At 74.5% G+C, this 13,551-nt stretch carries 12 protein-coding genes; all 12 read left to right on the top strand.

The features are described 5' to 3' along the window. Positions 1 to 94: 94 nt before the first annotated feature. The 12 genes from BDZ31_RS22180 (at position 95) to BDZ31_RS22125 (ending at position 13,516) form a co-directional block, all read left to right on the top strand. Positions 95 to 1,423, top strand: coding sequence for an aspartate aminotransferase family protein (locus BDZ31_RS22180; RefSeq protein ID WP_183345264.1), 1,329 nt, complete (start codon positions 95 to 97; stop codon positions 1,421 to 1,423). Beyond that, positions 1,420 to 2,631 (top strand): enolase C-terminal domain-like protein, encoded by a 1,212-nt coding sequence (locus BDZ31_RS22175; protein ID WP_183345262.1) that lies wholly within the window; start codon positions 1,420 to 1,422, stop codon positions 2,629 to 2,631. The genes BDZ31_RS22180 and BDZ31_RS22175 overlap by 4 nt, the downstream gene beginning before the upstream one ends. A gap of 53 nt (positions 2,632 to 2,684) precedes the next feature. Then, complete coding sequence (locus BDZ31_RS22170) at positions 2,685 to 3,830, top strand: sugar ABC transporter substrate-binding protein (protein WP_183345260.1); 1,146 nt, start codon at positions 2,685 to 2,687, stop codon at positions 3,828 to 3,830. A 24-nt stretch (positions 3,831 to 3,854) separates the two neighbouring features. Beyond that, positions 3,855 to 4,865 (top strand): ABC transporter permease, encoded by a 1,011-nt coding sequence (locus BDZ31_RS22165; RefSeq protein WP_183345258.1) that lies wholly within the window; start codon positions 3,855 to 3,857, stop codon positions 4,863 to 4,865. Next, on the top strand, positions 4,862 to 5,638 hold the full coding sequence (locus BDZ31_RS22160; protein WP_183345256.1) for an ATP-binding cassette domain-containing protein: 777 nt from the start codon (positions 4,862 to 4,864) through the stop codon (positions 5,636 to 5,638). The genes BDZ31_RS22165 and BDZ31_RS22160 overlap by 4 nt, the downstream gene beginning before the upstream one ends. Beyond that, the gene (locus BDZ31_RS22155) at positions 5,635 to 7,161 is read left to right on the top strand and encodes a hypothetical protein (protein ID WP_183345253.1); all 1,527 of its coding nucleotides are present in this window, start codon (positions 5,635 to 5,637) and stop codon (positions 7,159 to 7,161) included. The genes BDZ31_RS22160 and BDZ31_RS22155 overlap by 4 nt, the downstream gene beginning before the upstream one ends. Then, on the top strand, positions 7,158 to 8,270 hold the full coding sequence (locus BDZ31_RS26135; protein WP_183345251.1) for a Gfo/Idh/MocA family oxidoreductase: 1,113 nt from the start codon (positions 7,158 to 7,160) through the stop codon (positions 8,268 to 8,270). Before BDZ31_RS22155 ends, BDZ31_RS26135 begins: the two co-directional genes overlap by 4 nt. Beyond that, positions 8,260 to 9,093 (top strand): sugar phosphate isomerase/epimerase family protein, encoded by an 834-nt coding sequence (locus BDZ31_RS22145; RefSeq protein ID WP_183345249.1) that lies wholly within the window; start codon positions 8,260 to 8,262, stop codon positions 9,091 to 9,093. The genes BDZ31_RS26135 and BDZ31_RS22145 overlap by 11 nt, the downstream gene beginning before the upstream one ends. Next, the gene (locus BDZ31_RS22140; RefSeq protein ID WP_221243264.1) at positions 9,090 to 10,394 is read left to right on the top strand and encodes a Glu/Leu/Phe/Val dehydrogenase dimerization domain-containing protein; all 1,305 of its coding nucleotides are present in this window, start codon (positions 9,090 to 9,092) and stop codon (positions 10,392 to 10,394) included. Before BDZ31_RS22145 ends, BDZ31_RS22140 begins: the two co-directional genes overlap by 4 nt. 164 nt (positions 10,395 to 10,558) lie before the next feature. After that, positions 10,559 to 11,146 carry a prepilin peptidase gene (locus BDZ31_RS22135; protein ID WP_183345247.1) on the top strand — a complete coding sequence of 196 codons (588 nt, stop codon included), beginning with the start codon at positions 10,559 to 10,561 and terminating at the stop codon, positions 11,144 to 11,146. 112 nt (positions 11,147 to 11,258) lie between these two features. Beyond that, positions 11,259 to 12,131 (top strand): FadR/GntR family transcriptional regulator, encoded by an 873-nt coding sequence (locus BDZ31_RS22130; RefSeq protein ID WP_183345245.1) that lies wholly within the window; start codon positions 11,259 to 11,261, stop codon positions 12,129 to 12,131. After that, positions 12,128 to 13,516, top strand: a complete 1,389-nt coding sequence (locus BDZ31_RS22125) for an FAD-binding oxidoreductase (protein WP_183345243.1) — start codon at positions 12,128 to 12,130, stop codon at positions 13,514 to 13,516. Before BDZ31_RS22130 ends, BDZ31_RS22125 begins: the two co-directional genes overlap by 4 nt. Positions 13,517 to 13,551 lie beyond the last annotated feature (35 nt).

Below are 13,551 nucleotides of genomic sequence, written 5' to 3'. Positions count from 1 at the left end.
TCGCTCCCCTACGGTTAACGCGGAACGACGTTCCATGTCGTTCCGCGAGTGGTCGCCGTCGAGCCGACGGCATCAGGAGAGCAAGGAGAGCAGGATGGGCGAAGGAGCGACCGACGTCGGCTCGGCGAGCCGTGCGATCTTCGATGCCGCGTGCGCGGTCATCCCCGGCGGGGTGAACTCGGCGACGCGGGCGGTCGGCGCGCCGTGGGCGTTCACGCGGGCCGAGGGCGCACGGATGTGGGACGCCGACGGGCGCGAGTACCTCGACTACCACGCCGCCTTCGGCGCGATCCTGCTCGGCCACTGCGACCCGCGCGTCGACGAGCCGGTGCGCGAGACGATCGGCCGCATCGACCTGACCGGCTACGGGGTCACCGAGCTGGAGGTCGAGTACGGGCGGCTGGTCTGCGAGTCGATCGCGTCGGTCGACACGTCGCTGGCGACCAACACCGGCACCGAGGCGACGCTGCAGGCGGTCCGCCTCGCCCGCGCGATCACCGGGCGCCGCTACGTCGTCAAGTTCCAGGGCAACTTCCACGGCTGGCACGACGCCGTCGCGCGCAACGTGATCTCGCCGCCGGAGCGGGCCTACAAGCTCGACCCGCTCTCCGCCGGAATCCTGCCCGACGCCTTCGCGGCGACGCTGATCGCCGAGTACAACGACGTCGGCTCGGTGCAGGCGCTGTTCGACGAGTACCCCGAGCAGATCGCCGCCGTCATCTTCGAGGCGATCCCGCACAACGTCGGCGCGCTGCTGCCGACGCGCGAGTTCTCCGACGGCCTGCGCGAGCTGACCCGCCGCGAAGGCGCGCTGCTGATCTGCGACGAGGTGATCACCGGCTTCCGCCACGGGCTCGGCGGCTACCAGGCGGTGCTGGAGCTGGAGCCCGACCTGACGACCTTCGGCAAGGGGATCGCCAACGGCTATCCCGTCGCCGGCATCGGCGGCCGCCGCGAGCTGATGGAGCGGTTCAGCTCCGCGGGCGGCGACGTCGTCGTCGCCGGCACCTTCAACGGCCACGCCGTCGGGATGGCGGCGGCGGTCGCGACCATGACCCACCTGCGCGACCACGGCGACGACTTCTACCCGCGCGTCCACGCGCTCGGCGCGCGCATGCGCGAGGGCCTGCAGCGGATCGCCGACGAGCTGGGGATCGCGGCGACCGCGGCCGGCTTCGGGTCGGTCTTCTGCCTCTACTTCATGGACGGCCCGATCCGGGGCTATCGCGACCTGATGCGCAACGACGACGCCGCCTACGTCGCCTTCCACCGGCGGATGACCGAGCGCGGGATCCTGATGCTGCCGCTCAGCCTCAAGCGCAACCACGTCTCCGACGCGCACACCGAGGAGGACGTCGACCGCACGCTGGAGGTCGCCGAGGAGGTCCTGCGCGAGCTGGCCGAGGAGGGCGTGCTCGCATGAGCAGCCCGATCGTGCGCGTGCGCGTCGCGATGCTGCCGGCCGGCGAGCCGCCGGTGCTCGGCGGGCCGCGGCCGCTCGTGACGCCGCTGACCGGGATCGAGGGCGCCGAGCGGCTGCTGCGCGGCGACGCGACCGCCGGCCTGCCGCCCGCGGCGAGCTGGGCGGTCGTCGTGCGGCTCGAGGACGCCGACGGCCGAGAAGGGGTCGGCACCGCCGGCTTCGGCAGTCCGGCGACCGTCCCGGTGATCGAGCAGCTCGCGCCGGTCGTGCTCGGCGCGCGGCCGGCCGAGGTCAACCGCCTGTGGGAGACGATGTTCCGCGCGACGGTCAACGTCGGCCGCCGCGGCGTCGTGATGCACGCGATCAGCGCGCTCGACGTCGCGCTGTGGGACCTGCACGCGCGGCAGTTGGAGCGGCCGCTGCACGAGCTGCTCGGCGGCGCGGTCCGCAGCGAGATCCCCGCCTACGCCAGCCGCCTCTACGCCACCGACGACCTCGACGCGCTCGCCGCCGAGGCGCGCGGCTACGTCGAGCAGGGCTTCGGCGCCGTCAAGCAGCGGCTCGCATACGGGCCCTCCGACGGCCGCGACGGGATCCGCCGCAACGTCGAGCTGGTCAAGACGGTCGCCGACGCGATCGGGCCCGGCGTCGAGCAGATGGCCGACGCCTACATGGGCTGGGACGCCGGCTACGCGATCCGCTGCATCCGCGCGATCGAGGACGCGGGCATCCGCCTGCGCTGGGTCGAGGAGCCGGTGATGCCGGACGAGATCCCGGGCCTCGCACGGGTGCGCGCGGCGGTCGACACGCCGATCGCCGCGGGCGAGCACGAGGCGACCCGCTTCGGCTTCCGCGACCTCGTGACCGCGGGCGCGGTCGACGTGCTGCAACCGGACGTCAACCGCCTCGGCGGGATCACCGAGGCGCGCCGGGTGTGGGCGCTGGGGGAGACGTTCGGACTCGACGTGATCCCGCACCTCGGGGTCGCGCACAACCTCCAGGTCGCCGCCGCGAGCTTCGCGACGCCGATGGTCGAGTACATGCCGCCGCCGGGGGACGACGGCAGATTCGACGAGGACCAGGTGTGGTGGATGCTGTTTCCCGACGAGCCGCGGGCCCACCACGGGACGATCCGGCTCAAGCGTGGGCCGGGGCTCGGCGTGACGCTCGACGACGCCCGGCTGCAGGAGCTGCTCGAACTCAATTGAGTGAGAGCGCAGACCGTCACTGCGCGTCTGCACTGTGAGAGAACGGAGAGAAGATGAAGCGAGAGACGTTGTTCGGCGCGGGCGCTGCCGCGCTGGCGTGCATGACGTTGGCAGCTTGCGGGGTCAAGAAGGACGACGAGCCCGAGACGGCGGCCGCCGGCACGACGCCGGCGGTCACGACCGAGCAGCAGGGCGCCGGTGAGTCAGGTGCGCCGAGACTGGCCGGCACGCCGGAGAGATGGGTCGCCTGGAACAGAGAGAGCTGCTCGTTCGAGCCGGCCTCCGACCACCCGCAGCAGTGGGACCCGTCGGCCGCGGCCGACGCGCAGGGCGTGACGATCGCCTACACCCCCGAGACGACCGAGCTGCCGTTCGACGTCAAGCAGAACAGAGGCGTGCAGGCGGTCGCCGGCAGAACGGGCGCCGAGCTCAAGCTGTTCGACAACAAGTACCCGAGCACGAGCGAGCCGATCAACGTCGCGAAGGCGGTCGCGCAGCTGAAGCCCGACGCGGTGCTCAGCATGAACGTGATCGCCAACCTCTACCCGCAGATCATGAAGACGTTCTCGGGGGCCTGCCTGCCGACGGTCGTGCTCGACCTCGCGCCGCCGGAGAACACCGTCTTCTTCGGCGTCCGCCAGGGTGACATGGGGACCGTCGCGGCGGAGTACGCGGGCACCGTGATCAGAGAGCGCGGCTGGGACCTCGCCGAGACGTGGGTCGTCTCCTGCGCCGACGCCGACGTCGGCACCGACGCCGGCACGCCCTACGACCGCGTCGCCTACTTCCACAGAGGGATCAGAGCGCAGTTCCCGGAGATCCCCGCCGACAACTACGAGATGCTCAACTGCCAGACGCAGCAGGGCTCCGAGCAGGCGCGCCAGAGAATGACCGACTGGCTGACCGCGCACCCGCAGGCCAAGCACGTCGTCGGCAACGCGATCAACGACATGCGCGCGCTCGGCATGCACACGGCGCTGAAGACGAAGGGCATGGGGGAGAACGCGGCGCTCGTCGGCATCGACGCCGACCCGCCCAACCTGAAGCTGATCGAGGAGGGCGACCCGATCTTCGTCGGCGACGTGACGCAGTATCCGGAGCGCCGCGGCGAGCTGCTGATCCCGCTGGCGGCCGACATCGCCGCCGGCAACCCGGTGCCCGAGCAGGTCTACATGGCGCCGGGCGTCATCCACGGCTAGCGACGGACGGTCTGAGGGAAACCGATGGAAGCCTCCACCTATCCGGGCAACGCTCCGGATACCCGTGACGGCGGGCGCGTCCGAGCACTGCTCGGACGCGTCGCGCCCGAGCAGCTCGGCCTGTCGGGCATGCTCGTCGTCGCCTGCGTGATCATCAGCATGCAGAGCCCGTACTTCCTCCAGGGCGAGAACTTCGCCAACATCGGCACCGCCGTCGCGGTCTCCGGCGTGATGGCCGCGTTCACGACGATCGTGCTGATCGGCGGCGGCCTGGACCTGTCGCTCGGCGCGGTGCTGGTGCTCGCGGGTTGGGCGATGGCGACCGCGCTCGACGCCGGCTACACCGCCGGCGCCGCGATCGCATTCGCGCTCGTCGTCGGCGCCGGCTGCGGGCTCGTCAACGGCCTGCTGATCGTCGGCGTCGGGATCAACCCGTTCATCGTCACGATCGGGACGCAGTTCGCGTTCCGCGGCATCACCTACGCGTGGAGCGGCGGCGGCGCGAAGTCGACGCCGGTCGACGACCCGACGATCGTCGCGCTCGGCAGCGACAGACTGCTCGGGATCCCGCTGCCGGTCTACGTGCTCGCGGGGATGTTCCTGCTCGCCTTCTGCCTGCTGCGCTTCACGCGCTTCGGCTCCAACGTCTACGCGATCGGCGGCAACCTCGCGGCGGCCCGGCTCGCGGGCGTCCGCGTCGACCGCACGCGGATCCTGGTCTACGTCCTGTCGGCGCTGTCGGCGGCGGTCGCCGGCGTCCTGCTGATCGGCATCTCCGGCGCGGCGATCCCGATCGCCGGCCAAGGGATCGAGCTGACCGTGCTGGCCGCCGTGATCCTTGGGGGCACCGCGCTGATGGGCGGCCGCGGCACCGTCGTCGGGACGCTGCTGGGCGTGCTGCTGCTCGGCGTCATCAACAACGGCCTGACGCTGCTGTCGGCGCCCTCCTACTGGCAGATGATCGTGCAGGGCACGGCGCTGCTGATCGCCGTCGTCTTCGACGAGGTCCGCCGCAAGCGCAAGGAGACGCGATGAGCACCGCAGCAGGGGAGGTCGTGCTGGAGGCCCGCGGCCTGCGAAAGCACTACGGGCCGGTCGTCGCCGCCGCCGGGATGGACCTGGAGATCCGCCGCGGCGAGGTGATGGCGCTGGTCGGCGACAACGGGGCCGGCAAGTCGACGCTGGTGAAGATGCTGTCGGGCGCGATCCGCCCGGACGCCGGCGAGATCGTCCACCGCGGCAGAGCGATCCAGCTCCACGGCCCCCACGACGCGCGCGAGCGCGGGATCGAGACGACCTACCAGGACCTCGCGCTCGCGCCCAATCGCGACGTGATCGCCAACCTCTACCTTGGGCGCGAGATCGTCCGCGGCGGGCTGCTGAAGCCGTTGGGGATCCTCGACCGGCGCGAGATGACGCGCCGCGCGACCGACCAGCTGAGCAGACTCGGCGTGCGGCTGCCGGCGCTGACCGGCACGCCGGTCGGCCGCATGTCGGGCGGCCAGCAGCAGGGCGTCGCCGTCGCGCGCGCCGCGTCGTGGGCTACCGACGTGCTGTTCATGGACGAGCCGACGGCGGCGCTCGGCGTCAGACAGTCGGAGGCGGTCCTGCAGGTCGCCAGACGGATCGCGCAGAGCGGCGTCGGCGTCGTGCTGATCACCCACATCATGCCCCACGTGATGGAGGTCGCCGACCGCGTCGTCGTCCTGCGCCACGGCCGCAAGGTCGCCGACATGACGGCGGCCGAGCTGAGACAGGACCGGCTGATCGCGCTGATGGCCGGCTACGAGGAGGGCGAGGCGGCATGAGCGGCGGCGAGGAAGGCCTGCGGGCCGGGGCTGCGTCGGCGTCGATCGCGCCGCCGCCCGGCATGGACCTGATGGGCTACCTGAAGCGGTGGCAGCCGAGCGAGGGCGTCGGCGAGCCGTGCGAGGCGACGGCGCTCGTGCTCGACGACGGCGCGCGGCGCGTCGCGCTGGTCGGCATCGACTACACCTGGACGCGCGGCGATTGGGGCCGGCGGATGCGCGCCGCGGTGGCGCGCGCGGCCGGCTGTGCGGTCGAGGCAGTCCTGCTCAACAGCAGCCACACGCACGCGATGCCGCTCGCACCCGGGCTGCGGAAGGCTGGCGGCGAGCTGGCCGAGCGGCCGGAGGAGATCGCCTACGCGGAGAGCCTGGTCGAGCGCGTCGCCGCGGTCGCGGGCGAGGCGGCGGCGCGGCTGGCGCCGGCGGCGGTCGCCGCCGCGCGCGGCCGCTGCGAGCTGAACGTCAACCGCCGGCAGCGCAGCGGCGGCACGACGATCATCGGCTGGAACCCGGAGGAGGCCTGCGACCACGACGTCGACGTGCTGCGCGTCGACGCCGCCGACAGGCGTGCGCTGGCGACCGTCGTTGCCTACGCCGCCCATCCGGTGGTCGTCGGGCCCAAGGTGCAGGAGGCATCCTCGGACTTCGTCGGACCGCTGCGCGAGCGGGTGCGGGCGTGGACCGGCGGCGAGTGCCTCTTCCTGCAGGGCTGCGCCGGCAACGTGATGCCGCTGGAAGCGCTCTTCGACCGCACGGGTCCCGAGCGGCGCTTCGGCGAGGGGATCGCGCTCGCGGCGCTGGAGGCGCGCGAGCGGGCCGAGGCGGTGCCGACGGCTCCGCGGCAGGTGCCGTTCATGTCGGCGGTGCCGTTCGCGCTGTGGCGCCGGCAGCCGGTCTCCGTGCAGGAGGGGGCGCCGACCGCGCCGCGGCTGGCGGCGGCCGAGCTGGAGGTGCGCCTGCCGCTGAAGCAGCCGCCGAGCCGCGAGGAGATGGCGGCGCTCGCAGCCGAGCTGGAGGCGAGAGTGGAGCGGCTGCGGGCCGAGGGGCGCCCGCGCGAGGAGTGGAACCCATCGCTGTTCCACGCCGACTGGGCACGTGCGATGGTCGCGCGGATCGACGCCAGCAGCGCGGGCGAGGAGGTGACGACCGCCGTCCAGCGGATCGCGATCGGCGGGATCGAGCTGATCGGCCTGCCATGCGAGCCGTTCTGCGAGCTGGGGCTGGAGCTGAAGGAGCGCTCGCAGGCCGACTTCACCTTCGCGCTCGGCTACACCAACGACGTCGTCGGCTACGTCGCGACGGCGCGCGAGCACCCGTTCGGCGGCTATGAGCCGACGCTTGCGCAGCGCCACTACGACCAGGCGGCGCCGTTCGCGCCGGAGGCGGCGGCGCTGCTGGTCGAGGCCGCGCTGGAGCTGTCGCGCCGCGGGCGCGGCGCGGATCAGCTGGGGGCCGGCAGCCGCATCGACTCCGGCGGCGGGGAGGGCGCGCCCGCCGCGGCCGAGGGGAGCGTGGCGCGGTGAGCCGGCGGGCGCGGATCGGGATCGTCGGCGCCGGCTACTGGGCGGCCGAGTTCTACCTGCCGTTCCTGCGCGACCAGCCCGACGTCGAGCTGGTCGGCGTCGTGCGGCGCGGGCGCCGCGAGCTGGACGCGCTGCGGCGCGCCTTCGAGCTCGCCGTCGCGAGCGAGCGGGTCGCGGATCTGTTGGCGGCCGGCTGCGACGGGATCGTCGTCGCTTCGCCGAACGCGCTCCACCGCGAGCACGCCGAGGCCGCCCTGCGCGCGGGCGCGCACGTGCTGGTCGAGAAGCCGATGACGGTGACGCTCCACGACGCGCGAGCGCTGGCGGCGGTCGCGCGCGACTGCGACCGCACGCTGACGCTCGCGCACGGCTGGAACGACAACCCGATCGCGACGTGGGCCGCCGACGTCGTCGCGACCGGCCTGCTCGGCCGACTGGCATCGGTCGACCTGTTCATGGCCTCGACGCTGACCGAGCTGTTCGCCGGGCGGTCGGGCTACGGGACCGTCGAGCACGGCGGCCACCGCTTCGAGGCCGACCCGCGCACCTGGACCGACCCGGCCTCCGGCGGCGGCTATCTCTACGGCCAGCTGTCGCACGGGCTGGCGCTCGCGCTGTCGCTCGTGCGCAGCGAGCCAGAGGAGGTGTTCGCGCGGATGGTCAGGCTGCCCAACGGCGCCGACCTCGACGTGTCGCTGTCGGTGCGGTTCGCCGACGGGGTCGTCGGCTCGTTCGCCGGGCACGGGCGGCTGCCGTGGGGGAGGCGCAAGGCGATGGAGGTGCGGCTCGCCGGCGAGCACGGCGCGCTGACGATCGACTTCGAGCGCGAGCGGGCCGACGTCGCCGTCGCGCCCGACCGCGTCGCCGTCGTCCCCGGCGCCGGCACCTGGCTGCCGCTGGCGCTCGACCTGCGCCCCGGCGCCGGCGCCTACGACAACGTCGGGCCGACGCGCCGGCTGATCGACCTCTGCCTCGGACGCGACGTGCGCGACCGCGCACCGGCCGAGCTGGGCGTCCGCTGCGTCGCGGTGATGGAGGCGGCGGCGGAGTCGGCGCGCAGCGGCGCGCCGGTGACGGTGCCGGCGCGGGAGGCCGCTCATGCCGGTTGACGCAAGACGGCTCTCCTGCCCGGACTTCGCTTTCCCGGCGCTGGAACTGGAGGGACGGCTGGAGCTGATCCGGCTGCTCGGCTTCGCGCAGGTCGACCTGGAGCTGGTCGTGCCGCTCCCGCCCGCGGCGCCGGAGGACGCGGTGGTCGCGCGGATGCGCGCGGCGGTCTCCGCGTCGAACCTGCGCGTCGCCGACCTCTTCTTCGTCGTCGGCGGCGACGACTTCGCGGCGAGCGCGATCAACCACGTCGATGCCGCACTGCGGGCGGCCCATCGCGTCGCCTTCGCGGGCGCCGCGCGAGCGGCGCGCGAGCTGGGCGCGCCGGGCTTGACGGTTCTGCCGGGCGTCCCCGACCACGCCGATCCGGCCGCCGGCTGGGAGCGAGCGGTCGAGGAGCTGCGGTGGCGGGTCGACGCCGCCCGCGCGGAGGGCGTTCAGACGCGGATCGAGGCGCACATCGGCTCGCTGGTCTCGACGCCGGAGCTGGCCGCGCGGATCGTCGCCGAGGTGCCGGGGCTGGCGCTGTCGCTCGACCCGACCCACTTCACGATGCAGGCGATCGCGCCGCAGCGGATCACGCCGCTGGCGCCGCTCGCCGGGCACGTCCACCTGCGCGCGTCTCGTCCGGGCGACCTGCAGGTCGCCTGGGAGCGCGACGAGGGCGACCTCGCCGGGCTGCTCGCGGCGCTGGAGGCGGCCGGGTACGAGGGGCCGCTGTGCGTCGAGTACGTGCCGATGGCGAAGTGGAACTGCGACCGCATGGACATCCTTGGCGCAACCGCCGCGACGCGCGCCGCGCTTCTCTCCGGGGAGCTGGGGTGACGACGGCGACGGCGGGTCGTGACGCCGGCGCGGAGCTGGTGGCCGAGGGCGGCGAGTGGCGCTCGCCGCTCTACGCCGACGCGCTGCAGCAGTTCGGCCGCGCCGCCGACGCGCTGGGCCTCGACGACGAGAGCCGGGTCCGGCTGCGGGAGCCGCGGCGGTCGCTGACGGTCAACTTCGGCGTGCGGATGGACGACGGCATCGTCCGCTCGTTCACCGGCTACCGCGTCCAGCACACGCTCACGATGGGGCCGACGAAGGGCGGCTTCCGCTATGCGCCGCACGTCTCGCTCGGCGAGTGCGCGGCGCTGGCGATGTCGATGACGTGGAAGTGCGCGCTGCTGCGGCTGCCGTACGGCGGCGCGAAGGGCGGCGTCCGTTGCGATCCGAGCGCGCTCTCGGTCGCCGAGCTGGAGCGCGTGACGCGCCGCTACGCCACCGAGCTGGCGCCGCTGGTCGGCCCGGACACCGACGTGCCGGCGCCCGACGTCGGCACCGGCGCGCGCGAGATGGGGTGGTTCATGGACACGATCTCCCAGCGGCTGGGGCGCCCGGTGCCGTCGGTCGTGACCGGCAAGCCGGTCGAGCTGGGCGGGACCGCGGCGCGTCACGCCGCGACGGGCCTCGGCGTCGTCGACGTGATCGATGCGCTGCTGGAGCGGCGCGGCGAGCCGCTCAGCGGCTGTCGCGTCGTCGTCCAGGGGCTGGGGAACGTCGGCGCGGTCGCGGCGCAGCGGCTCGCCGAGCTGGGCGCGCTCGTCGTCGGCGTCAGCGACGTCGACGGCGGCCTCGCGCGCGCCACGGGGATCGACGTCCGCGCGGTGCTCCGTTGGAAGGCTGCGCACGGCGGCGTCGACGGCTTCCCGCACGCCGATCCCGTCGCTCGCGACGCGGTGCTCGAGTTGCCGTGCGACGTGCTCGTGCCGGCGGCGGTCGAGCGCCAGATCGTCGCCGGCAACGCGGAGCGGCTTGCGTGTCGGATCGTGGTCGAGGCGGCGAACGGGCCGACCACGGCCGAGGCCGACGCGATTCTCGCCGAGCGCGGCATCGAGGTCGTCCCCGACGTGCTCGCCAACGCGGGCGGCGTGGCGGCGAGCTACTTCGAGTGGGTGATGGGCCAGCAGCACTACTCGTGGGATCCCGACGAGCTGCGGCGTCGTCTGCGCGAGCAGCTGCGAACGGCGACCGCGGAGGTGATCGCCGCAGCCGAGCGGCTGTGCTGCGACCTGCGCACGGCTGCGGTCGCCTCCGCCGTCGAGCACGTCGCGCGAGCCGGCCTCAGCCGCGGGTTGCACCCGTAGCGACAGCGGTCGCCGCGTTCGGAGGTTCAGGCTCGGGAGCCCGCCCAGGCTCGCGATCGCGCAGGCTCGAAGCCGAGCGCCGCCGGAGCGGCGCGCAGCACGCGGCGCAGCGACACCGCTGCGTGGGGCTCAATTGCGCGCGGCTGCGGCCGATCAGCCGGGCGATGGCGCATCGTCGCTCTTCAGGCCGGCTTCGTCCCCCGTCTCGCCGCGGCCCCGCCCGGCTCGCGGCCGGCGCGCTGCTCGGCGGCGTCGCCGCGGCGGCGCTGTCGCCGCTGTTCGCCGACGATCTGCGCAGCGCGCTGCTCGGGGTCCTGCTCGTCGCGCTCCTGGTGCCGATCGCGCTGATCGACGTCGAGCGCCGCGTCATCCCCAACCGGCTGACCGGCCCCGGTGCGATCGCCGCCGTCGCGATCGGCCTCGCGACCGATCCCGCCGCGCTCCCGGCGCAGCTCGCCGCCGGCGCCGCGGCCGGCGGGCTCCTGCTGCTCGCCGCGGTCGCCCGTCCCGACGGCATGGGGATGGGGGATGTGAAGCTGGCCGGGCTGATCGGCCTCTGCCTCGGCCCGACCGTCGCCGTCGCGCTCCTGCTGGCGTTCGTCGCGGCCGCGCTGTTCGGCGTCGCCGTGATCGCCCGCGACGGCCTCGCCGCCGGCCGGCGCACGACCTTCCCGTTCGGTCCCTTCCTCGCCGTCGGCGCCGTCGCCGCCCTGCTCGCCGGCCAGCCGGTGCTCGACTGGTACCTCGGCTAGCCGCAGGTCCCTGGTCGTGCGAAGCCGGCACCGCTGACGCGTGCCGCGCAGCGAGCGGCCACATTCCCTTGCCTGCTTGTCAGACCAGCAGTCCACCAGGTAGGGTGCGGCCATGGCATTCCAGGCGACGACGGTCGTGCGCAATCCCGCGTATGAGCAGGTCGCGCAGCAGCTGCGCGACGCGATCCTGGACGGGAGGCTGCGGCCGGGCGACGAGCTGCCGACCGAGCGCGAGCTCTGCGCCCAGTTCGGCGTCAGCCGCACGACCGTCCGAGAAGCGCTGCGCGCGCTGCAGGCGCAGGGGCTCGCCGTGGCGACCGCCCCGACCGCGCCGCTGCGGGTCCCGGCGGCCGAGCAGCTCGGCACCGGCCCGGTGCGCGAGAGCCTCGTCCACCTGCTGCGGCTCGGCCGCGTCCCGCTCGGCGACCTCGTCGAGCTGCGCTGCGCGCTCGAGTCCGCCGCCGTCGCCGCCGCCGCGACGCGCACACGCCCCGCCGGCCACCTCGCCGACGCCCGCGAGGCGATCGAGCAGATGCGCGCCGCGGTCGGCGACGCCACCGCCTTCGAGCAGGCCGACGTGCGCTTCCACGTCGCGCTCGTCGCCGCCTCGGGCAACGAGGCGCTGCAGCTCGTGATGCTCGCCGTCCGCGACTCGATCTCGTCGCACCTGCGCGACGCGCTCGCCGCGCAGCCGGCGCCCGCGCGTGCCGCCGCGAGGCTGGTCCGCCAGCACGAGGCGATCCTCGCCGCCGTCGAGGCCGGCGACGCCCGCGACGCCGAGCTGCTCGTGCGCGACCACGTGATGGGCTTCTACCGCGCCGCCGCCCGCCCGGCCGCCGCCGCCCGCCCGGCCGCCGCCGCCCGCCCGGCCGCCGCCGCCCGCCCGGCCGCCGCCGCGCCGCACGCCACCACCCCCGCCGCGCCCCACGACACGACCGACGCCGCCGCCGGGCAGGCGGCGCCCGCAGGAGAGAGGAACGCATGACCGCCGCCACCGCCGCCGACCGCCTGCTCGACGACCTCGCGAGCGGACCGCCCGCGGGCGACCTCGTGACCGATCCGGAGGTGCTGGCCTCCTACCGGCGCGACCAGGCGGCGCCGGCGCTCGTGCCGGCCGGGATGCCGGCCGCGGTCGTCCGGCCGCGCACGACGGAGGAGGTCCAGGCGGCGGTCCGCGCCGCCGCCCGCCATCAGGTGCCGGTCGTCCCGCGCGGCGCCGGCTCGGGGCTCTCCGGCGGCGCCAACGCGATCGACGGCTGCCTCGTCGTCTCGCTGGAGCGGATGACCGACGTCGTCGAGCTCGACGGCGCATCGCTGCTGGCGACCGTCCAGCCGGGCCTGGTCAACCTGAACCTGCGCGAGGCGGCCGAGCGCGAGGGCCTCTTCTACGCCCCCGATCCCGCCAGCTACGAGTTCTCCACGATCGGCGGCAACATCGCCACCAACGCCGGCGGCCTCTGCTGCGTCAAGTACGGCGTCACGCGCGACGCGCTGCTCGGCCTGGAGGTCGTGCTCGCCGACGGGCGCGCCGTTCGCGTCGGCCGCCGCGCCCGCAAGGGCGTCGCCGGCTACGACCTCGCGTCGCTCTTCTGCGGCTCGGAGGGGACGCTCGGGATCGTGACGCAGGCGACGGTGCGGCTGATCCCGCCGCCGCGCTCCTCCGCCACCCTCGCCGCCAGCTTCCCGACGCTCGGCTCCGCCGGCGCGGCGATCGCGAAGATCAGCCGCAACGCGACCCCGTCGGTGCTGGAGCTGATGGACCGCACCACGATCCAGGCCGTCGAGCGGATGGCGCCGCAGGAGCTCGACGACACCGTCGCCGCGCTGTTGTTCGCCCGCTCCGACCTCGGCGGCGCCGCCGCGCTGAGAGCGGTCGACGAGATGGCGAGATGGTGCGAGGAGGCCGGCGCGACGCTCGCGCTGACGACCGACGAGGAGGCCGAGGGGCGGATGCTGATGGCCGCCCGCCGGCTCGCCTACCCGGCGCTCGAGCACCAGGGCGCGACGCTGCTCGACGACGTCGGCGTCCCGCTCGGCCAGATTCCCGCGCTGCTCGACGGGATCGAGCGGATCGCCGGCGAGCACGGCGTCACGATCGGCACCTTCGGCCACGCCGGCGACGGCAACATGCACCCGACGATCGTCTTCGACCACCGCGACCCCGACTCGGTCGCCCGCGCCAGAGCGGCCTTCGCCGCGCTCGTCAGGCTGGCGCTCGACCTCGGCGGCACGGTCACCGGCGAGCACGGCGTCGGCCTCCTGAAGCGCGGCTTCCTCGACGGCGAGCTGGGGGAGGCGGCCGAGCTGAACCACGCCGTCAAGCGGGCGCTCGACCCGCACGGCCTCTTCAACCCCGGCAAGGGGATCTGACCCGCGGTTCGCGGCGAAGCCTCCGCCACGGTCAG

Source organism: Conexibacter arvalis (genome assembly GCF_014199525.1).
Lineage (GTDB): Bacteria > Actinomycetota > Thermoleophilia > Solirubrobacterales > Solirubrobacteraceae > Conexibacter > Conexibacter arvalis.
This window is presented reverse-complemented; position numbering and strand designations above follow the sequence as displayed.

Coding starts and splice junctions, on each gene's coding strand:
- BDZ31_RS22180 (WP_183345264.1), top strand. CDS start 95: ATGGGCGAAGGAGCGACCGACGTCGGCTCGGCGAGCCGTGCGATCTTC.
- BDZ31_RS22125 (WP_183345243.1), top strand. CDS start 12,128: ATGACCGCCGCCACCGCCGCCGACCGCCTGCTCGACGACCTCGCGAGC.
- BDZ31_RS22160 (WP_183345256.1), top strand. CDS start 4,862: ATGAGCACCGCAGCAGGGGAGGTCGTGCTGGAGGCCCGCGGCCTGCGA.
- BDZ31_RS22145 (WP_183345249.1), top strand. CDS start 8,260: ATGCCGGTTGACGCAAGACGGCTCTCCTGCCCGGACTTCGCTTTCCCG.
- BDZ31_RS22155 (WP_183345253.1), top strand. CDS start 5,635: ATGAGCGGCGGCGAGGAAGGCCTGCGGGCCGGGGCTGCGTCGGCGTCG.
- BDZ31_RS22135 (WP_183345247.1), top strand. CDS start 10,559: ATGGCGCATCGTCGCTCTTCAGGCCGGCTTCGTCCCCCGTCTCGCCGC.
- BDZ31_RS22165 (WP_183345258.1), top strand. CDS start 3,855: ATGGAAGCCTCCACCTATCCGGGCAACGCTCCGGATACCCGTGACGGC.
- BDZ31_RS22170 (WP_183345260.1), top strand. CDS start 2,685: ATGAAGCGAGAGACGTTGTTCGGCGCGGGCGCTGCCGCGCTGGCGTGC.
- BDZ31_RS22175 (WP_183345262.1), top strand. CDS start 1,420: ATGAGCAGCCCGATCGTGCGCGTGCGCGTCGCGATGCTGCCGGCCGGC.
- BDZ31_RS22130 (WP_183345245.1), top strand. CDS start 11,259: ATGGCATTCCAGGCGACGACGGTCGTGCGCAATCCCGCGTATGAGCAG.